Source organism: Nocardia sp. NPDC057272, from assembly GCF_042668615.1.
In the GTDB taxonomy this organism is placed as follows: Bacteria; Actinomycetota; Actinomycetes; order Mycobacteriales; family Mycobacteriaceae; genus Nocardia.
Window position 1 is genome coordinate 276,891 of sequence record NZ_JBHUYK010000006.1, and the last position, 19,088, is coordinate 295,978.

The 19,088-nt window shown below is 67.7% G+C and carries 19 protein-coding genes; 7 read left to right on the forward strand and 12 right to left on the reverse strand.

Annotated elements, in window-relative coordinates:
- Positions 1-10: 10 nt before the first annotated feature.
- Positions 11-535 (reverse strand): DUF3558 domain-containing protein, encoded by a 525-nt coding sequence (locus tag ACFULV_RS12435; protein WP_378655909.1) that lies wholly within the window; start codon positions 533-535, stop codon positions 11-13.
- Between the two features lie 88 nt (positions 536-623).
- On the opposite strand from ACFULV_RS12435, the gene ACFULV_RS12440 reads away from it, so the two are divergent.
- Positions 624-989, forward strand: a complete 366-nt coding sequence (locus ACFULV_RS12440; RefSeq protein WP_378633544.1) for a hypothetical protein — start codon at positions 624-626, stop codon at positions 987-989.
- A 7-nt stretch (positions 990-996) separates the two neighbouring features.
- Here the strand turns inward: ACFULV_RS12440 and ACFULV_RS12445 are convergent, their stop codons facing one another.
- On the reverse strand, positions 997-1,629 hold the full coding sequence (locus tag ACFULV_RS12445; protein WP_378655911.1) for a maleylpyruvate isomerase family mycothiol-dependent enzyme: 633 nt from the start codon (positions 1,627-1,629) through the stop codon (positions 997-999).
- Positions 1,630-1,747: 118 nt separating this feature from the next.
- On the opposite strand from ACFULV_RS12445, the gene ACFULV_RS12450 reads away from it, so the two are divergent.
- The gene (locus ACFULV_RS12450; RefSeq protein WP_378655976.1) at positions 1,748-2,131 is read left to right on the forward strand and encodes a MarR family winged helix-turn-helix transcriptional regulator; all 384 of its coding nucleotides are present in this window, start codon (positions 1,748-1,750) and stop codon (positions 2,129-2,131) included.
- Positions 2,132-2,194: 63 nt separating this feature from the next.
- Here ACFULV_RS12450 and ACFULV_RS12455 read toward each other — a convergent pair whose 3' ends face one another.
- Positions 2,195-2,773: a DapH/DapD/GlmU-related protein gene (locus tag ACFULV_RS12455; RefSeq protein ID WP_378655914.1), complete on the reverse strand. Its 579-nt coding sequence runs from the start codon at positions 2,771-2,773 to the stop codon at positions 2,195-2,197.
- Positions 2,774-2,998: 225 nt separating this feature from the next.
- Between ACFULV_RS12455 and ACFULV_RS12460 the strand changes: the two genes are divergently transcribed.
- Positions 2,999-4,156 carry an FAD-binding oxidoreductase gene (locus ACFULV_RS12460; protein WP_378655917.1) on the forward strand — a complete coding sequence of 386 codons (1,158 nt, stop codon included), beginning with the start codon at positions 2,999-3,001 and terminating at the stop codon, positions 4,154-4,156.
- A gap of 29 nt (positions 4,157-4,185) precedes the next feature.
- Positions 4,186-4,944, forward strand: a complete 759-nt coding sequence (locus tag ACFULV_RS12465; protein ID WP_378633535.1) for an FAD-binding oxidoreductase — start codon at positions 4,186-4,188, stop codon at positions 4,942-4,944.
- Positions 4,945-4,972: 28 nt separating this feature from the next.
- Here ACFULV_RS12465 and ACFULV_RS12470 read toward each other — a convergent pair whose 3' ends face one another.
- The 6 genes from ACFULV_RS12470 to ACFULV_RS12495 form a co-directional block, all read right to left on the reverse strand.
- On the reverse strand, positions 4,973-6,142 hold the full coding sequence (locus ACFULV_RS12470) for an FAD-binding oxidoreductase (protein ID WP_378633533.1): 1,170 nt from the start codon (positions 6,140-6,142) through the stop codon (positions 4,973-4,975).
- Positions 6,143-6,758: 616 nt separating this feature from the next.
- Entirely contained in the window at positions 6,759-7,160 is a 402-nt protein-coding gene (locus ACFULV_RS12475) for a heat shock protein transcriptional repressor HspR (protein WP_378633530.1), read from the reverse strand.
- A 2-nt stretch (positions 7,161-7,162) separates the two neighbouring features.
- Positions 7,163-8,359 (reverse strand): molecular chaperone DnaJ, encoded by a 1,197-nt coding sequence (dnaJ, locus tag ACFULV_RS12480; protein ID WP_378633528.1) that lies wholly within the window; start codon positions 8,357-8,359, stop codon positions 7,163-7,165.
- Between the two features lie 24 nt (positions 8,360-8,383).
- Positions 8,384-8,956 (reverse strand): nucleotide exchange factor GrpE, encoded by a 573-nt coding sequence (gene grpE / locus ACFULV_RS12485; RefSeq protein WP_378633525.1) that lies wholly within the window; start codon positions 8,954-8,956, stop codon positions 8,384-8,386.
- Positions 8,953-10,818, reverse strand: coding sequence for a molecular chaperone DnaK (dnaK, locus tag ACFULV_RS12490; RefSeq protein WP_378655919.1), 1,866 nt, complete (start codon positions 10,816-10,818; stop codon positions 8,953-8,955). The genes grpE and dnaK overlap by 4 nt, the downstream gene beginning before the upstream one ends.
- 257 nt (positions 10,819-11,075) lie before the next feature.
- Complete coding sequence (locus ACFULV_RS12495) at positions 11,076-11,540, reverse strand: MarR family winged helix-turn-helix transcriptional regulator (RefSeq protein WP_378655921.1); 465 nt, start codon at positions 11,538-11,540, stop codon at positions 11,076-11,078.
- 105 nt (positions 11,541-11,645) lie between these two features.
- Here ACFULV_RS12495 and ACFULV_RS12500 point away from each other — a divergent pair, with 105 nt between their 5' ends.
- The 3 genes from ACFULV_RS12500 to ACFULV_RS12510 all read left to right on the forward strand — a co-directional run bounded on the left by ACFULV_RS12500 (position 11,646) and on the right by ACFULV_RS12510 (position 14,018).
- Positions 11,646-13,334: an MFS transporter gene (locus ACFULV_RS12500; RefSeq protein WP_378655924.1), complete on the forward strand. Its 1,689-nt coding sequence runs from the start codon at positions 11,646-11,648 to the stop codon at positions 13,332-13,334.
- Between the two features lie 20 nt (positions 13,335-13,354).
- On the forward strand, positions 13,355-13,657 hold the full coding sequence (locus ACFULV_RS12505; RefSeq protein ID WP_378655927.1) for a hypothetical protein: 303 nt from the start codon (positions 13,355-13,357) through the stop codon (positions 13,655-13,657).
- Between the two features lie 85 nt (positions 13,658-13,742).
- Positions 13,743-14,018: a hypothetical protein gene (locus ACFULV_RS12510; protein WP_378633511.1), complete on the forward strand. Its 276-nt coding sequence runs from the start codon at positions 13,743-13,745 to the stop codon at positions 14,016-14,018.
- Positions 14,019-14,022: 4 nt separating this feature from the next.
- Here ACFULV_RS12510 and ACFULV_RS12515 read toward each other — a convergent pair whose 3' ends face one another.
- The 3 genes from ACFULV_RS12515 to ACFULV_RS12525 form a co-directional block, all read right to left on the reverse strand.
- Positions 14,023-15,591, reverse strand: a complete 1,569-nt coding sequence (locus ACFULV_RS12515; RefSeq protein WP_378655929.1) for a dynamin family protein — start codon at positions 15,589-15,591, stop codon at positions 14,023-14,025.
- Positions 15,588-17,426 carry a dynamin family protein gene (locus ACFULV_RS12520; RefSeq protein ID WP_378655932.1) on the reverse strand — a complete coding sequence of 613 codons (1,839 nt, stop codon included), beginning with the start codon at positions 17,424-17,426 and terminating at the stop codon, positions 15,588-15,590. Before ACFULV_RS12520 ends, ACFULV_RS12515 begins: the two co-directional genes overlap by 4 nt.
- 17 nt (positions 17,427-17,443) lie before the next feature.
- A partial coding sequence (locus ACFULV_RS12525; RefSeq protein ID WP_378655934.1) for a hypothetical protein occupies positions 17,444-19,088 on the reverse strand: 1,645 nt, incomplete at its 5' end.

The following is a 19,088-nucleotide window of genomic DNA, read 5'->3' on the forward strand; positions in this document are numbered from 1 at the left end:
CCTCCCCGGTTCAGTTCGGAAAGATCGGAACAAGCACTTCGCCCACGCGCTCGAGGTACATGCAGGGGTCATCCAGCCCCGTCTTCAGCGCCGAGTTGAAGATCTGCAATTGGACGACGCCCCGATTTGCGGGGAAGACCACGTCACAACCGAGATCCTTCGACGCACCCGCGACCTTGAACTCGCGTCCCGCACGGCCCGCGATAGTCACGTCCCGGAAGTCGACATTGCCTGGCTTCTGCTCGAACTCGTTTACAGCCTTGTTCGTCGTGTAAACGGTGATCGAATAATCGGGTCCACCCCATCCACAGATCTCCCACCCCGACTGCGGAACCCCCGCGACACCCTTCTCCTCCGTAGCCGGATCAACCCCAGCCTCACTCAACGCAGCATCCGAAATCTCCGTGCACGGATTCCACAACACCGGTTTGGCCGTGGTCGTCGCCCCCTTCGACGTCGACTCCCCCGAGTCGCACCCGACCAGCCCGACAACCGCCAAACCGGCAACCACCATCGCCGTACCTGCGCGTTTCATCCCCACCCCTTCCGGCCGAGTACTGCCTTGACCAGGCACATTAGCACGGTCAACCGACCAGAGCCGGGGCCGCGTAGGTTGTCGGAGCATGAGCGAACTTCGACTTTCGGCGCCGTTCGACGGGCGTAGTCCCGAGGGCAAACCGGTGGTGAACCGGTCGGCGGTGGACTCCGATATCCAGGATCGGGTGCTGTCCTACCTCGAGCACGCGCCGGTGATTCTGAGCGCCCGCGGCCACGACGCCGACGAGTTCGACCCCACCCGGCGCGACGTGCCGTTGAACTTCCACACCGACGGCACGTTCGTCTGGCCGGGCGCTGTCCCCTACTACCTGCGCAAGTACGGGCTGCCGCCGGAGGCCGCGCTGGTCCAGCACATCGTGGGCAAGGGGTTCGAGATCGGGGAGGTCGACGAAGGGGCACGGCAGGCGGCGGTGCGGAGGGTCACCGGCTGACGCGGTCTCAGCGCAGGCTGTGTGGCAGCGCTTCCAGGCCGGGGCCACGCAGGTTCGCCACGGCGGCCGACCTGCCGGTCATCAGCAGCAGGAGGTCGAGGATGGGGCCGTGTACCGGAGTGCCTGCGCCCGTTGACCATTCGATGTCGTCGGCGGCGAGGTGCAGGCCGCGGAGGTGACGTTTCGCCCAGAAGGGCCAGCCCATCGTCCACACCCGCTGTGCGGCGACGGCGGCCGCGCGCGGGGTCACGTCGATGGTGCGGCCGAGTGGGCGGGCGATGTCCTGAGCGTGGACGATCACGTCGAAGAAGATATTGCGGTAGTTGGTCACGGCGGGCAATCGGCGCGATGCCGCGTGGGCGCGGATCTCGCCGGCCAGGTCGGGGCGATCCGAACAGCGCACCGCGGCGTCGTGATTCATTCGGTGGAAGCGGCCGCCCGCGCGGATTCCCATCCGGATCATCGCGGCCGGGCCGGGTGGCTGCGGCGCCATCGCCAGATGCGCGGCCACGTCGCGCACCCGCCAGCCCGCGCACAGCGACGGCGACTCCCATTCGGCCGGGGTCAGGTCGTCGAGTAGGTCGGCTACGGCACGGCGCTGCTGTTCGATGACCTGCCACTGCTGCTCACGATCCATCATCGACCTCCGAATTTAGTCAGCTTATCTGACCAATATAGTCAGATACACTGACCGAAACAAGGAGGAGAGCGTGGACGAACCGAACCTGGGCCTACTCCTGTTCGTCCCCTACCGCGAGATGGAGCGCCGGGTGTTCGCGGCGCTCACCGCGGGCGGTCACGCCGATCTCACCCCGGCCAAGGCCCGCCTGGTCGCGCGGATCGGTACCAACGGTTCCCGTCTCACCGACCTCGCCGCCCAGGCCCAGGTCACCAAACAGACCGCGAGCGCCCTCGCCGACCAGCTGGTCCGCGCCGGCTACCTCGAGCGCGTCCCCGATCCCACCGACGGCCGCGCCCGCCTTCTCCGCCTCACCCCCACCGGTCGGGCCGCCGCCGACCTCGCCAACCGCACCGCCGATGAGGTTCAGGCCGAATGGATCTCCCACCTGGGAAAACGAGCCGCTGCCGAGCTACGGAAAACGCTCACCGCGCTCCGTGAAGTCACCGACCCTTACGCGTGAAGCCGGCCGGCGAGTCAGAGCCTTCCGCTGTTCCGCGCGCAGCACAACGGGCCGAGTAGCGCGCTACCAGCTTCGACGCACCGCCGCCTTGGAACCGGTCACCAAGCTGTTCGCCGGGACGTCGTCAGCGACGACCGCACCCGCGGCGATCACCGCGTCGCGACCGATGCTGACGCCGGGCAGAATCATCGCGCCCGCGCCGATCCACACGTTGTCCGCCACGTCGATCGGCGCACCGGTGAGGAATCGGCGCCGTTCCTCCGGATCGACGGGATGGCCCATGGTGATGAAGGTGGCCTTCGGGCCGACCATCACGCCCCGGCCCAACCGGATTCCGGCGTAGTCGAGGAACGTGCAGCCCTGATTGATGAACACGCGCTCGGCCAGGTCCAGATTCAGGCCGTGATCGGTATAGAACGGCGAGTAGACCGTGAGACCCGCCGGGAGCGGACGGCCGAGGATCTCCCCCAGCAGCGCCGCCTTTCCGGCCTCGTCGTCGAAGGGCAGACCGTTGAGACGGGAAGTCAACGCGCTGACCTGCAGAACTCGCTCGTGCATCGCCGTGAACTCGGCCCCCAGAACCCGTTCACCCCTGGCCAGAAGTTCGGGATCGTGAATCTCCATGAAGTTGTCGCTCGCCATCCCTCGATTCTCACGCACCTGCGCGCACAACCCGCAAGATCACCGACGCGTATCGATGATGGGGAGATCGTGCTGATCGGCGACGGGGGGTTTACGATCCGTGCGGCTGGGAACGGCGTGACGAGCATCCCTGCACCGAGACGACGGTTTCGGGGGATACTGGGGAGGGCGGCACCGACGGGTGAGCCACATTGCGGCAATTGCAGAGAAATGGAGCTTGACGACGTGGATGCGCGTTCGCTTGCGCTGGTCCGCGCCGATTTCCGCGGGGTGTCGGAGACACCCGGTGGGTCCGAGCGGCTGATCAGCGCTTTCTACGGTCACCTGTTCGCACAGGATCCGAGGTTGCGTGAGCTGTTTCCGCCTGCCATGGACATGCAGGCCAAGCGGATCACGACGGCGGTGCAGTTCGTCCTCGACCATCTCGAGGACTTCGAACGCGCGCAACGCTTCCTCGAGCAACTTGCCCGCGACCATCGCAAATACGGAGTCGAAGCCGACCACTACGACATGGCCGGACGTGCACTGCTCGCGGCACTGCGAACCTTCCACGGCAATCGCTGGACCAGAGAGCTCGATGAGGGCTGGCGTGACATCACGCTGCTGATCTCGGCGTCGATGGCGATCGGCGCCAACGAGGACACCTCGCAGCCGTACTGGGACGCGACCGTGGTGGGTCACCGTCGAGTGCTCGACGATCTGGCGATCGTGCGATTACAGGCCGACGGGCCCATTCCGTTCAAGGCCGGACAGTATGTGCCGGTCGCGGTGCCGCAGCGGCCGAATATGTGGCGCTACTTCTCCCCTGCCATCCCCGCGAACCCGTATGGCGAGATCGAATTCCATGTGCGGCGGATCAGTGGCGGCTGGGTGAGTCCGGCGATCGTCAACGACACCAAGGTCGGGGACCGGTGGAAGATCGCCGGACCGCTCGGTGGGTTGCACGTAGACCGGGAGTCTGGCCGCGACGTGCTGATGATCGGCTCCGGCACGGGCATCGCGCCGTTGCGCGCGCAGCTGATCGAGATGAGCCAGCGCGGGATCAATCCGCGCGTGCATTTCTTCACCGGCGGGCGCTATCCCGGCGACCTCTACGACGTGGACAACATGTGGCAGCTCTCGCAGTCCAACCCGTGGCTGACCGTGGTGCCGGTCTGCGAGGAACACACCAATCCCTGGTGGTATCCCCAGGATTCGGGTGAGACGCCGATGGGCATGCCGCGCCGCCTGGTCGGTAATCTGGGAGCGGTGGTGACCAGCTTCGGCGCGTGGTCGGACCGTCAGATCCAGATCGCGGGATCGCCGTCGATGATCGCCAACACCCGTTACGCGCTCCAGCGGGCCGGTACACCGACCGAGATCATCGCCGCCGACCCCGTCTGAACCCGCCCGCGACATCGCGAAAGAGGCTGATGAGCAACGCTTTTCCTGACCCCGCCTGGACGGCGACCGTCGTCGGTCACCACCGCTTGCGCCACGACCTCGCCGTGATCCGGCTGATCGGCGATTTCGTGCCGTTCGAAGCGGGCGGTTCGGTGGAGGTGGAGGTGCCGCAGCATCCGGGCGTGCGGCGGCGGTTCTCCCCCGCGCTGCCGCCCTCGCTGGACGGCAAGCTCGAGTTCCATGTGCGCACGGTGCCCGGTGGGTGGTGTTCGAGTTCCATCGTCACCGACACCAAACCCGGTGATCAGTGGCGAATCAACGCGCCCCACGGGGTTCTCGCGGTCGATCCCGACGCTGTCGAGGTGGTGATGATCGCCGGCGGTACCGGGCTCGCGCCGATGCGCGCCCAGATCCTCGACCTGGCCCGTCGCGACACTCCGCCGCGCACCTATCTGTTCTTCGGTGGCCGCTCGCCCCGCGACCTCTACGCCAACGATATGTTGTTCCTGCTGTCGGGCGAATTGCCATGGCTTTCCGTCATTCCGGTTGTCGAGAGCCCGGATGACCCCGCGGTGCGCGATGAATGGCACGAACAGACCCGATCCGATGTGGGCTTCAGCCCCGAGGAAATGCTCCACGGCACCCTCGCCGATGTCGCCGCCGCGCACGGCCCCTTCACCAAGCACCAGGTCCTGGTCTGCGGTTCGCCCGCGATGGTCCGCACCACCGTCGACCGCCTGATCGAAGCGGGAACTCCCCCGGCCAACATCATCTCCGAAGGCGCCTGAGGACCGGTTTCGCGACGGGCCCCGCGGGTCAGAACAAGGGGTCGTGGCGGATCGACTGCGCTTGGGTTCCGGCCGCCATGAGGCGGAACTTGGTGGTCTGGACCATCGAGGGGGAACCGACGATCTGGACGTCGCGGTCTGCCCACGGTCCGTAGCTGGCGACGACCTTGCCGATTTGACCGGTCATGCGGGGTTCCAGGCCGGGTAGATCCGGCTGGGGTTCGCCGGAGTCGTAGTACCACCAGGGGTTTTCGTCACTCTCGGTGACGGGGGTGACGGTGAGCCATTTGTTGGCGATGGCGAGTTGGCTCAGGACCTGGAGGTCGTAGAGATCGCAGGGGTGGTGGCCGCCGACGAACAGGTGGACCTTCGGGTTGACCCGGCGCTGGGCCATCGCCATGATCTGCGCGCGCAGGGGGGCGATGCCGGTGCCGCAACCGACCATCAGCATCTTGCGTTTGGTGTTGCGCGGCACGCCGAGGCCGCCGAGAGGCGAGCCGAGCGCCCACTGATCACCGACGGCGGTGTGCGCGACCATGGCGGGGCTGACCCAGCCGCCGAGCACACCGCGAACGTGGAACTCGATCTCGCCGTTGGGATTGGCCGGGTTCGCGGGCGAGAGATAGCGCCACATCCGCGGCCGCGAGGGGATCTGCACGCTGAGGTACTGACCGGCGGCGTACTGCATCGGCACGTCGAGCTGGACCCGGACGATCGAGAGATTGCGCAGCACCTCCCGATGTTCGACGACGGTGCCCGTCCAGGTAGCCGGGGTGGTCTCCTTGTCGGCGGCGCTGATCATCGCGCCGCTGATGGTGGCCAGCCCTTCGTCCCACGCGCTGGCGACCTCGTCGGTCCACATCTCCGCACCGGCGAACAACCGCATGGCGGATTTCAGCGAGTTGGCCACGGCCACATAGTGCGCCGGTTGCACGCCGTATTTGCGATGGTCGCGCCCGAGCTGGGCCAGGAACGGCAGCAGCTTGTCGGGCTCCTCCAGCCGGTCGAGGGCGTAGGAGATCGCCGTGACGAGTCGGTCGCGCTGGGAATCCATGGCAGCCGGGAAGTAGTCGCGGACACCGGGGTAGTCCGTGAAGAGGATCGAGTAGAACGACCTCGACAGCTTCTCGGGCCCACCTTCTTCCGCAGCAACCGCCTTGAACGTAGTACGGATCAAAGCGACAGTCCGCGAATCCATATGTGTCACAACCTCGTTTCGCCATCGAACGCTAGCCGCGCCGGCGAGTGACGGGCTGGGAGGACACTCGTCAGCAGCCGATGCGAGAAGTCTAGGCGAGGTTTGCCAGCTTAGGAATCGTACTCTTAAACATCACGCATGTAATTCGCGAAATACCAGGCGGTTCCCAGTAGTTTCTCATGAAAACATACCTGAAGCCCGTTAATTGCGGGTGAACAGCCGCTCACGATTCTCGAAACCACCGGGCATATCAGGCAATTGGTGACCAATGGCCCTGGTAGAGCGACCCTTCCGCAACGTCGCCCGCAGGTGGCGATCCGACGCGCCGAGCCATGACACGCGGGGTCGGCGCACCGGAGTGGCTGGTCGCGGGCAGCGAATTGGCTTCCGATTGATCCGAATTCAGCATCCGGGCAGCAAACTTTTGGACGTCCACGGTGATAAATCCCCACCTCAGCGCGCCGCGACGCTACTTCCGATCAGCAAGATCGCGAATAAGTGAGTTGCTGGAGAGTCACCAGCCGGTCGCCGGGGGTTGACCGGAGACGAACGAGCCCCCGGCTCGCATCCACCACAGCGGATGGGCGAACCGGAGGCTCGTCGAATCGAAGACGACTCAGCGCCGATGCCGTGGCTGCCACACCACGAGCGCGGTACTGCGTGCGGGCGGCGACAGATCGGGCCGGTAGCCCGCCCGCAACCGCTCCATCTCCGCGCTCATCTCCTCGACGCGCTGCTGCAACGCCTCCACCTGATTGGTGAGCTCGATGATGCGCTTGATGCCGGCGAGATTGACGCCCTCGTCCTGCGACAGGCGCTGCACCTCGCGCAGCACCTCGACGTCGCGGGCCGAATAACGGCGTCCGCCACCCGAGGTCCGTTGCGGGGTGACCAAACCCAGCCGGTCGTAGGTACGCAGCGTCTGCGCGTGCATCCCCGCCAGCTGAGCCGCCACCGAGATCATGAAGAACTCGGCACGCGCGGTCGCACCCGAAACAGACTTCGGATCATCGGACATCATCAAGCACCCGCCCATCCTGCACGCGGTTCGAAGCCACTGGCCTTCTCCGCCTCCTGATAGCGCTTGAGCGCATCGGTGGCGTCGGAGTCGAGCGATTGCGGCACCGCGACCTTCACCGTGACCAGCAGGTCACCGGCGCCGCCCGCCGCGCCGCGCTTGGGCACGCCACGACCACGGACTCGCAGGATACGCCCGTCGGCGGTACCCGCGGGCACCTTCACACCGACCCGACCGTCCAGCGTCGGCACGGAAACCGTTGTCCCCAGAACCAATTCGCTGTAGCTCACCGGGAGCACCAGGGTGAGGTCATCGCCTTGACGGCCGAAGACCTTGTCCTGGCTGACGTGCACGGTGACATACAGGTCGCCCGAAGGCGCACCGCGCAGACCCGCCTCGCCCTGACCGGCCAGCCGGATCTTCTGACCGTCACTGACGCCCGGTGGGATCCGGACAGTGATGGTGCGGGTGCGGTTCTGGATACCGGTGCCCGAGCAGTCGGTGCACGGGTCGTCGATGATCGACCCGGTGCCGCGGCAGTCGTCGCAGGGCTCGCTGAAACCGAACGCGCCCTGATTGCGGCTGACCACGCCCGCACCGTTGCAGTGCGGGCACACGCGCGGGCTGGTGCCCGGCTTGGCACCGCTGCCGTGGCAGGTGGTGCACGGCGAGGGACTCGTCATCCGCAGCGGAACGGTGACGCCCTGGGCGGCCTCACGGAAACCCAGGGTCGTCTCGGTCTCCACGTCGGAGCCGCGGCGCGGACGAGCCGCCGCCCGGCCCCCGCCGCCACCCCGGTTGAACAGCCCGCCCAGCAGATCGCCGAGCCCGCCGTCGCCCGCGGCGCCGGTACCACCGGCCTGACCGAAGATGTCACCGATGTTGAAGTCCTGCGAGAAGCCGCCGCCGGCACCGGGATTGAACCCGCCGCCACCGTAGGCTCGTCCGCCACCGCCGCCGCCCGCGAACATGCGGCGCGTCTCGTCGTACTCCTTGCGCTTGGCAGGATCCGACAACACAGCATTGGCTTCGCTCACGGACTTGAACCGCTCCTCGGCCTTGGTGTCACCCGGGTTGGAGTCCGGGTGCAGGTCGCGGGCGAGCTTGCGGTATGCCTTCTTGATCTCGTCCTGCGAGGCGCCGGAGGAGACACCCAGCTCCTTGTAGAAGTCCTTTTCGATCCACTCCCGTTGGCTCACCGGGCATCTCCTCCTTTCGCGTTCTTATTGACTGTCGCCGGCATCCGGATCCGATGCCCCCGCGGCCTCGGCATCGGTTACCCCGACCAGCGCGTGCCGAAGCACCCGGTCGCCGAACCGATAGCCCTTGCGCATGACGATGCCGATCACCGGGTCGGCGCCCGAACCCTCGTGCTGCACGGCCTCGTGCAGCGTGGGGTCGAACGGGTCACCGGTGGCACCGAATTCGACCAGACCCTGCTTGGTGAGCGCGGTCTCGAGCTTGTCGGCGACGGACTTCAGCGGGCCGGAATCGAGGTCGCCGTGCGCCCTCGCCCGATCCAGATCGTCCAGCACCGCGAGCAATTCGGTGACCACCGACGCCTTGGCGGCGTCGATGTTGGCCTGACGGTCACGCTCGACGCGGCGGCGGTAGTTCGCGTATTCCGCGGTCAACCGCTGCAGGTCGGCCGTGCGCTCGGCCAGCTCGTCGTGCTCCGGCTCGACAACTTCGGCGTCGAGGGCGGAGTCCGCCGTGGCGGCCTCCGCGTTCTCGTCCGCAGTGTCGTCCAGGATTTCCTCGACCAACTCCTGCTCCGAGGAGTTCGCCTCGGTCACTTCTTGTCCGTGTCGACCGGCTCGTCCACGACCTCCGCGTCGACGACCTGATCGTCATCGGCCTGGCTGGGGCCCGCGCCGTTGCCGGACTGCGCGTCGGCGGCGGCACTGGCCTCGTAGATCGCCTGGCCCAAGGCCTGCGACTCGGTGGCCAGCTTCTCCACGGCCGACTGCACCGCGGAGATATCGGTGCCCTCGAGCGCCTGCTTGGCCTCGGCGACCGCGTTCTCCACCTTCGCCAGCTGATCGGCGGAGACCTGTGCGCCACCTTCGCTCAGCTTCTGCTCGTTGATGAACTTCTCGGTCTGGTGCACCAGCGACTCGGCCTGGTTGCGGGTCTCGGCCTCTTCACGGCGCGCCTTGTCGTCGGCGGCGTGCGCCTCGGCGTCGGCGACCATGCGGTCGATCTCTTCCTTGGACAGACCGGAGCCGTCCTGGATCTTGATCTTGTTTTCCTTGCCGGTGCCCTTGTCCTTCGCGGTGACGTGCACGATGCCGTTGGCGTCGATGTCGAAGGTGACCTCGATCTGCGGCACGCCGCGCGGGGCCGGGGGCAGGCCGGTGAGCTCGAAGGAGCCCAGCAGCTTGTTGTGCGAGGCGATCTCGCGCTCACCCTGGAACACCTGGATCTGCACCGAAGGCTGGTTGTCGTCAGCGGTGGTGAAGGTTTCCGAGCGCTTGGTGGGGATGGTGGTGTTGCGCTCGATGAGCTTGGTCATCACGCCACCCTTGGTCTCGATGCCAAGGCTCAGCGGGGTGACGTCGAGGAGCAGAACGTCCTTGACCTCGCCCTTGAGGACGCCGGCCTGCAGCGCGGCGCCGACGGCGACGACCTCGTCCGGGTTCACGCCCTTGTTGGGCTCACGGCCGCCGGTCAGTTCCTTGACCAGCTCGGAGACGGCGGGCATCCGGGTGGAGCCACCGACGAGCACGACGTGGTCGATGTCGGCCACGTTCAGGCCCGAGTCCTTGATCACGGACTGGAACGGCGCGCGGGTGCGATCCAGCAGATCAGAGGTGATCTTCTGGAACTCCGAGCGGGTGAGCTGCTCGTCGAGGAACAGCGGGTTCTTGTCCGCGTCGACGGTGATGTAGGGCAGGTTGATCGAGGTGCTCTGGCCCGAGGACAGTTCGATCTTGGCCTTCTCGGCAGCCTCGCGCAGACGCTGCATGGCCATCTTGTCCTTGGTCAGGTCGATGCCCGAGGACGCCTTGAACTTGTCGACCAGCCAGGTCACGACGCGCTCGTCCCAGTCGTCGCCACCGAGGTGGTTGTCACCGGAGGTCGCGCGGACCTCGACGACGCCCTCGCCGATTTCCAGCAGCGAGACGTCGAAGGTGCCGCCACCGAGGTCGAAGACCAGGATGGTCTGCTCTTTGTCGCCCTTGTCCAGGCCGTACGCGAGCGCGGCCGCGGTGGGCTCGTTGACGATGCGCAGCACGTTGAGACCGGCGATCTGGCCGGCTTCCTTGGTGGCCTGACGCTGGGCGTCTTCGAAGTAGGCCGGGACGGTGATCACGGCGTCGGTGATCTCCTCGCCCAGGTATGCCTCGGCGTCGCGCTTCAGCTTCATCAGCGTGCGCGCGGAGATCTCCTGCGGCGTGTACTTCTTGTCGTCGATCTCGACGTTCCAGTCGGTGCCGATGTGGCGTTTGACCGAGCGGATGGTGCGGTCGACGTTGGTGACCGCCTGGTTCTTCGCGGGCTGACCGACGAGAACCTCGCCGTTCTTCGCGAAGGCGACGATCGAGGGGGTGGTGCGCGAGCCTTCCGAGTTCGCGACGACGACCGGCTCGCCGCCTTCGAGCACGGCGACGACGGAGTTCGTGGTCCCGAGGTCGATTCCGACCGCACGAGCCATAGTGGTTTCCTCCTGTTTGACGTTCGGTTATTGCAACGCTGAGCGCAGTGGGCTCAATCCTGCCTTCGAGATCCACCGTGAGTCAACCCGAAGTTGAGTCAGGTCCGCTCATGTTGTTGATCAGCACAACCAGTAGCTGCGGCGATTCATTCCCGCCACCCGAAAAAATTTCCCGACCCCCGAGCCATTCTTGCCACGGGTGCGCTCAACTGCAGCCCCTGATGCGCGATCGTGACGGTCCGGAGACCATCGACGGGCTATCGGGTGAGGCCGGGATGGATGCCGGGGCGAAGGCCGTTGCCCTCGGCGGTGCGGCGCAGGAGATCGAGGAAGAGCGCGCGCTCCTCGGGAGGCAGGGGAGACAGGAGTTCGGCGTCCAGCTCGGCCACCCGCTGCTCGGCTTCGGCCAGGAGAGCATGGGCGGCGGGCAGGAGGTGGAGGGCGTGCGCGCGCCGATCGCTGGGGTGACGGCGGCGTTCCACGAGGTTGCGTTTCTCCAGGTCGTCCACCAGGCCGACCATGACATTGCGGTGGATCTCCAACGCCTCGCCGAGCTCCTGCTGGGTGCGGCCGTCGTGGGCGCTCAGGAGTTTCAGCATGCCGAAGTGGCGGGGCTTGATGCCCAGCGGCGCCAGTAGATCGCTGAAGCGATAGGCCGTATGGAAGCCCAGTTGGCCGAGGAGGAATCCGGCGTGGGTCGACAGCTGCGTCGGGTCGGTCACACCCCTACGATACGCCGATTAACGCACCATTTATGATTGCCCTATTGATTGATAATCACTCGAGGTGCATAGTTTGAGAGGTCCCCTACTCGAAGAGAGACTCTCGTGACTACCTCCCCCACTCCCCCCGCCCCGGATCCGCGGCGCTGGATCGCGTTCGCGGTGGTGCTGGCCGCCGGCTTCATGGATCTACTCGACGTGACCATCGTCAATGTGGCCGTGCCGAGCATCCGGAACGACCTGCACGCCGAGTACTCGCAGCTCGAATGGATCATCGCCGCTTACGTTCTCGCCTTCGCCGCGGTGCTGATCACCGGCGGACGGCTCGGCGACATCTACGGTCGCAAACGCGTGTTCCTCACCGGCATGGCCGGTTTCACGATCGCCTCGGCGGCGTGCGGGCTGGCCACCGATCCCACCGTGCTCATCGGCTCCCGTTTCGCACAGGGTGCGATGGGAGCGCTGATGGTGCCCCAGATCCTGGCCATCATTCAGACGACCTTCCCGAAAGAGGAGCGGGCCAAAGCGATTGCCGTCTACAGCGGTGTCGGCGGGTCGGCCTCAGCGGTCGGTCTCGCGCTCGGCGGCGTGCTGGTGCAGGCCGACCTGTTCGGGTTGGCCTGGCGGCCGATCTTCCTGGTGAACATTCCGGTCGGCATCGCGGGGTTCATCGCGGCGTGGTTCGTGATGAGCGATTCGAAGTCGGCCAGACCGCCCCGGCTGGACCCGGTCGGGATGGCACTGGCGGTATCCGCTGTACTGCTGCTGGTCTACCCGTTGACCGAGGGACGTCGACTCGACTGGCCCGCATGGACTTTCGTGATGATGGGTGTGGCTCTCGCGGTGTTCGCCGGGTTCCTGTTCTACGAGCGTGGCCTAGCACGGAAGGGACGTTCGCCGCTGGTCGATCTCGGGCTGTTCCAATCGCGGCCGTTCGCGATCGGGCTGGGGACCTGGTTGCTCTTCTGGATCGCCATGGGTGGGTTCTTCCTGGTGTGGACGTTGTTCATGCAGGGCGGACTCGGGTGGTCGCCGTTGCGGGCCGGGCTCACCTCGGCGCTGTTCGCGGTGGGTGCCGGTGTGGGAGCGGGTCTTTCGGTCGGCGTGCTGGCCGCCAGGTACGGGCGGCGGGTGTTGATGGTCGGGGCGCTGGTGAATGCGACGGGGTTCGCGCTCTACGGCGCGATGGGTGTGCGATACGGGAGCGAGTTCACTTCCTGGCAGATGGCGCTGCCGCTGGTGATCACCGGTGCGGGGTTCGGGATGGTGGTGGCGCCGACGCTGGACCTGCTGCTCGGGCAGGTGCCGGTACGGGAGGCGGGGTCGGCTTCCGGGCTGCTGAACACGGGGCAGCAGTTGGGGACCGCGCTGGGCGTCGCGTTGGTCGGCGTGCTGTTCTTCACCGCGCTCGACCGGGATTCCGATCTCGGAGTGGCCGCCGTGACGCCCGAGATCCGGGCCGAGCTGGCGCTCGAGGGAATGCCGGTACAGGTCCAGGATCAGATCCTGGCCGGGTTCGCGGCATGCGTGCACGATCGGTCGGCGGAGGATGATCCGGCCGTGACACCCGCTAGTTGTCAGTCGAATTCTGGTGGCGACTCGGTGGTTTCGCGCGTACTCGCCGAGGCAGGGACCGAGGCCAACGCGGTGAACTTCGCTGAGACGTTCCGGCACACGCTGTTCTACGGCGCCGGGATGCTACTGGTGGTGTGTCTCGGATTCTTCGCACTGCCGAAGGAGGCCAAGCTGGAACAGCGCGTACTCGATGATGAGCCGGAAATCGTCACAGTATGAAACACGAAGGGTGGAAGCACATGTACACCGTTGATCTGCTGACCGTCGGACGCGGGCGCGAAGTTGTCGATGCCGCGCTCGGCTATGTGGGCGGGCTCGGATACCGCGTCCTCGGGTCGACCACCGACGAGGAGGCGCTCGCGATCCTCGAGCGTGAGCGAGTTCGCCTGCTGGTGATCGGAGGTGGAGTCGAAGCCGAGTCCCGGAAGGAGTTGACGGCCGCGGCCCAAGAGCACGGCGCCACCGTGATCCAGGCGGAGCGGGCCGGGCGCGGGATCGAGCAGTACCTCGCGGAGGAGGTTGTGCCGACCCTGGGTGAGTGATCGGCCTCCCGCCCGCTCGTTGCCCTGATCATTCGGGGCAACGATAGGGGTGCGAACAATCCTGTCGGACACTAGTTTCGGAAGTATGCGTGCATCGATGGGCAAGGTTCAGTGGAAGCGGGCGTTCGGCGGAGTGGCCGTGATCGCCGCCCTGGCCGGAGGCGGGATGGTCGCGTCCGCCGGGAGCGCCGTGGCCGACAGCGGCGTTGCCGTTGCCGATGACGGATGCACGTTCTCGTCGGTCGGGGGATCGTGCAGCGATCCGGGGCCGGTGGGGCACGCGTTGATCGCGGTTCGGGAGTTCGCGAAGAGCCTGGGGTACGGGACCGGAAGTTCCTCGGGGACCGCTTACTTCATCTGACCGGCTAGGTGGTCCGCGCCGGAGGGAGTTCGGCCAGTATTCCCTCAGCGCTGCGGGCCGCGGCTCGGCAGGCGGTGGCGGTCGATCGGTCGGCGAGAGGATGGGCCGCGCGGGCCCGCCAGGTACGGACGGCGGCGAAAGCCGTGGCACGCAGGGAATCCGGGTCGGACTCCGCGGGCAGTCCGAGGCGTAGATGCGCCGCCACGCCCGCGCCGCCGAGCATGCGGTACAGGTCGGCGAGTACCGGTGGCGGCAACGGCAATTCGTCGGTACGCAGGCGCCCGAGCAGTCGGAGTTCGGTGAAACCGTGCACATCGGCGAGCCGAGCACGCACGCGGGGCCGCAGGCGATCGGCTTCGGTACCGGAGTAGACGGCCAGGATCCGGTCCAGCGTGCTCAGCGCCGAATGTGCCTTCAATTCCTCAGCGCGCTGACCGAATTGGACCTCCAGCACCGAACGCAGTTCTTCGATGCCGCTGCGAGCCGCCAATTCCGCTGCCAACGCGGAAGAATCGCGGGCACCGAGCCGAATCAGCATGGTGGCCATGCGAATACCGAACAGGCCGAAACGATCAACGAGCTGCGCGCGCAGTTCCGGGGCGACCGGCAGCGCGATGTCGGCGCGAGCGAATCGGTCCGCCGAGAGCAACGCGATCCCGAGGTCCTCCGCGGGCACTGTGGACAGCGCCTCGAACGCCGCGAACTCCGGCTGTCGCAGGGTCGCCGCGGCGAAAGCGAGCAGCCCCGCCACCGGAATCACCGACTGGCACAGGCCGGTTCGCTCCAGCTCGTCCGCAAACCGGGCGGCGACATCGCGGGCCGAATGCAGCGCGTCGATGCGACCGGAGCCGATCTCGTCGGCGCGCGACACCACCCCGATCACACCGAGCGGCCCCGCACCACCGGCACCAGCACCGATCTGCTCGAGAAAACGCACGTCGGCGGCATCGAGACGGCGCAACAGGTAGACGACGGCGTCGGCGCCGGACACCGACAGCGGCGCGGCTCGCGAATCGTCCTCGACATCGGCGGGAGTGAGCAGCCGTGCGGTGCGCAGCGATACCTCACGCGACAGCGACGACGTGCCAGGGGTGTCGATGATCGTGGTCTGCGACAACGCGGCCGACGGCCACCCGACCTCGAGATGGTCCACCGCACGGGGACCGCGCGCATCCCAGCTCAGACCGTTCAGGTCGAAGGTCAATCCGTGCGCGCCACTGCCGCGTCGCACGATCACATTCGCGCGCGATCCGTCCACCGCGTGCGCGGTGACCGTGGGGGTTGCGGCGTCGCGGTACCAGGTGACGACGCGGGTGCACTCGGTGGCGTCGGTCGGGGCGACGGCCTGGCCGACCAGCGCGTTCAGCAACGTCGACTTGCCCGCCTTGATCGAACCGGCCAGCGCCACCCGCAGCGGCTCACGCAAGCGGTATTCGCATTCGGCCAGCAGCGTGCGCGCGTACTCGTCGCGCCCGAACGCCCGCGCCGCCGCGCCGATCAGCTCGTGCGCTTCGGCCAGGATCCTCGGTGTGGTCCGGTCGCCGGGCGCGGCGGTGTCGAAACGGTGGGTCACCCAGATACCGTACCGTCGGCCCGTCTCAGTTCGATCTGCATCGATTCCGCGTAGCGGCGCAGCTCGGCCACCGCGTGCAGCTGGCGTTCCAGCACGACGGTGCGCTCGGCGCGGTGTGTGGCAGCCATCGCCGCCGCCTCCTGTGCGGCCCGCAGGGAAGCGTCGATCGACCGCAGGCTGCGCTCGGCCACCCCGGCGAAGTGGTCGCGCAGCGCACGGTGGATGCGGTGCAGCCGGTCCTTGGTGTCCTTGGCCGCCTGGAACGCCACGTCGTCGAGGAATCGGCGCACCTCACCGTTGGCCTCGACGCGGCGTCGCGCCAGGCGGGCGGACTTGTCGTCGCGATAGGCCTTGCCGCCCACGATCAGGCCCGCGCCGAGCGAGATCGGGTTCAGCATGGCCAGGCCGGCGAAGGTCGTGGCGAGCCCGATCATCAGCACGCCGCCGTAGGAGCCGCGCATACCGACCAGAACCTTGCTCGTGAAGCCGATATCCGGCTCGAGATCGGCCAGGGAACCCGAACTGGCCAGGCCGCTCTCATCGTCCATCCCGGAGTGCACCTCCGGCAGATCGACCGCGCCGACCTCGGCGAAATGGCCCGCGATCCGTTCGGCGAGCAGCTCGGCTCGGCGGTGGGTCAGCAGGAGATTGTCGCCGAGGGCGGTGTCGACGGAGCCGGTCAGCCATTCCGTGATCGCGCCCCAATGCCTGCCCGGGTCGTTCTCGTCGATCCACTCCTGGCCCGTGCGGGCGATACCGCGCAGCCGGTCACGCAGGTCGTGATCCACGTCGCCGACGAGGTCGGTGATGCCGTCGGTGAGGGTCTGCTGCCAGCTCGCGGTGCGCCGCTGCAACTCCTCGGCGGCAGCACGCGCCGACTGCAATTCGTTGACCGCCGCCGCGCCACCGGCCGGATCGCGCAGCGCGACCAGCTCGCTACCCAGCGCCAGCGCCAGATGCTCTGCCGCCGAATGTAATTCACGAGCCACCGCCTGTCGCGTGACCGCCTGATCACGGGCGACGACCCGATCGCGCAGGAAACCGAACAGCACGCCGAAACCGGACTCCAGGCCCAGCTGCGCGTCCTGCAAGCGCAGGGCGTGCGCACGCAGCAGCGCCGATACCGGGATCAGGGCGACATCGGCTTCCGCGCGCGTCAGATGAGCCCGGTCGGCCTCCAGCACCTGCCGCCAGTGTGGGTAGAGGTCGGTCTTGGTGAGCAGAACGGCGACCGCGGGACACATTTCGCGGATCTGCCGGACGAACGTGAGTTCGGGTTCGGTGAGCTCGGTGGAGGCATCGGAGAGCACAAGTACGGCGTCGGCGGCCGCCGCCAGGCTGAGCACGCCCGCGGCGCAAGCACTTCCGTGGCCGCCGACACCGGGGGTATCGATCAGCACGATGCCGTCGGCCAGCAACTGACTGGGCAGCTCGGCTTCGATCCGCACGATCTGTCTGCCCTGTGCCAGTGGCGTGCGAATATCGACGGCGCCGATCTCGTCGAACGGGATCTCGACCCGCGATTCGTCGGTACCCGGCGCGGTGAGCACCAGATACGCCCGCTGCTGCGCGCCGTAGGACAGCTGCAGGGGCAACACGGTGGTCGCGTCGTCGCCGACCCGGCACACATCCAACCCGAGCAGTGCGTTCACGAACCTGCTCTTGCCCTGACCGAGCTGACCGATGACGACGATCCGGTGCCGCGGGTCGCGCACCCGCACGGCCACCTTCTCCAGACGTCCGACCAGGTCGTCACGGCCCGCGGCGTGGGCCGCCGCGACGGTGTCGGCCAACACCGTCGCCAGCGGCACCACGTTCGGTGCGAGAACAGTCATCCCTTCGCCCGTTTCGCTCAGTGGAACAGTCCGTCGGTGTGCACGTCGGCACCGGTGTCGGCGACGGTGCTCGATTCACCGAACAGCGACGCCTCGCCACCACCGAGGCCGGAACCGTGCAGGCCCGAACCGAACGCACTCGATACGTCGACGCCGGACCAGGTGTCGGCCGCGGTGGTGACCGCGCCCTGCGTCGTCGCACCGACGGTGCCGGAAGTGTCGATCTGGGTGGTCGAGGTCGACGTGGTCTCACCGGAGAGGCCGCCGACCGCGGCGGTGCCGCCCTGCGCCGCGCCATCGACGGCGGAGGTGAAGCCGCCGGTCACCTGGGTGCCGCCGGTGATTCCGCCCGACAGTCCCGCATCGCCGAGGCCGCCGAGGCCGGTCTCGAGGCCGGTTCCCGTTTCGGCGCCGCCGGTCGCGGATCCTGTCAGGCCGGTCTCCACGGCACCGGTCAACCCGGTCTGGGCGCCGCCGACTGCGGAACCCGCGAGCCCAGCGCCCGCGCCGGCGACACCGGTCAGGCCCGCTTGGGCGCCACCGGCCAGATCGACACCGGACCCGACGGCGCCGTTCACTCCTGCCTGCGCACCCGAGGCGAGAGAACCGGTCACATCGGTGCCGACAGTCGTCGCGGTCTCGAGGCCGCCGTGCAGACCGGTGCTCAGCCCGATACCCGAGGTGGTGGACAGCGCTGATTCCACTCCGGTCGTGATCTGTCCGGTTCCGCCGCCGGTGAGTAGTTCGTCGACACCGAACCCGGTCCCCGCCCCACCCGTGAAGCCACCGGTCAGATCCGTACCCGCCGACACTGCGCCACCCAACCCGGTTTCGAGACCGGTGCCCAGGTCCGCGCCCGCGCCGACCACACCGTCGAGACCAGTGATCGCCGACGTGGTGGCGACCGCGCCCAGCCCGCCGGCGGCCTGCGCCCCCACGTTGGCTGCAGCGCCGAGCCCACCGGCAGCCTGCGCGCCCGCGTTGGCGACCGCACCGACGCCGGCACCGAGACCTCCCGCGGTCGTGGTCGCACCGCTCAGACCGGCATCGAGGCCACCGCCGAGACCAGCGGCGACATCGACCGCGCCATCCAAGTCGGCGGCGATATCGCCACCCACGGCCAACGCCCCGTCGAGACCAGCGGCAAGATCCGCGCCCGCGCCTGCCGCACCCGTGAGCACACCGCCCAAACCCACACCCGCACCGGCCGCGCCGCCCAGCGCAGCATCCAGCCCGGTCTCGAGTTCGGCCCCCGCGCCGACCGCGCCCGTGAGCGCCTCACCGAGACCAGCGCCCGCGCCGACCGTCCCGGCCAGGCTGCCGCCGAGACCAGCGGCCAGGTCCGTTCCCGCGCCGACCGCACCCGACAGGGCACCGTCGAAACCGGTGCCGATTCCACCGGTCAGCGTGGTGTCGAGACCCGCACCGAGATCCGCGCCGACACCGGCCGCACCATTCAGTGCGCCACCGAGACCGGCGGCAAGATCGCCACCCACGTCGACCGCACCACCGAGACCAGCAGCCAAGTCACCACCAACACCCAGCGCACCATTCAGTGCGCCACCAAGACCGGCGGCAAGATCGCCACCCACGTCGACCGCACCACCGAGACCAGCAGCCAAGTCACCACCAACACCCAGCGCACCATTCAGTGCGCCACCC

Bases quoted from the DNA above. Each gene is read 5' to 3' on its own strand.
- ACFULV_RS12445 (WP_378655911.1), bottom strand. From the start codon at position 1,629: ATGATGGATCGTGAGCAGCAGTGGCAGGTCATCGAACAGCAGCGCCGT.
- dnaK (WP_378655919.1), bottom strand. From the start codon at position 10,818: ATGGCTCGTGCGGTCGGAATCGACCTCGGGACCACGAACTCCGTCGTC.
- ACFULV_RS12465 (WP_378633535.1), top strand. From the start codon at position 4,186: ATGAGCAACGCTTTTCCTGACCCCGCCTGGACGGCGACCGTCGTCGGT.
- ACFULV_RS12510 (WP_378633511.1), top strand. From the start codon at position 13,743: ATGCGTGCATCGATGGGCAAGGTTCAGTGGAAGCGGGCGTTCGGCGGA.
- ACFULV_RS12455 (WP_378655914.1), bottom strand. From the start codon at position 2,773: ATGGCGAGCGACAACTTCATGGAGATTCACGATCCCGAACTTCTGGCC.
- ACFULV_RS12435 (WP_378655909.1), bottom strand. From the start codon at position 535: ATGAAACGCGCAGGTACGGCGATGGTGGTTGCCGGTTTGGCGGTTGTC.
- ACFULV_RS12520 (WP_378655932.1), bottom strand. From the start codon at position 17,426: ATGACTGTTCTCGCACCGAACGTGGTGCCGCTGGCGACGGTGTTGGCC.
- ACFULV_RS12440 (WP_378633544.1), top strand. From the start codon at position 624: ATGAGCGAACTTCGACTTTCGGCGCCGTTCGACGGGCGTAGTCCCGAG.
- ACFULV_RS12450 (WP_378655976.1), top strand. From the start codon at position 1,748: ATGGAGCGCCGGGTGTTCGCGGCGCTCACCGCGGGCGGTCACGCCGAT.
- ACFULV_RS12505 (WP_378655927.1), top strand. From the start codon at position 13,355: ATGTACACCGTTGATCTGCTGACCGTCGGACGCGGGCGCGAAGTTGTC.
- ACFULV_RS12470 (WP_378633533.1), bottom strand. From the start codon at position 6,142: ATGGATTCGCGGACTGTCGCTTTGATCCGTACTACGTTCAAGGCGGTT.
- ACFULV_RS12475 (WP_378633530.1), bottom strand. From the start codon at position 7,160: ATGTCCGATGATCCGAAGTCTGTTTCGGGTGCGACCGCGCGTGCCGAG.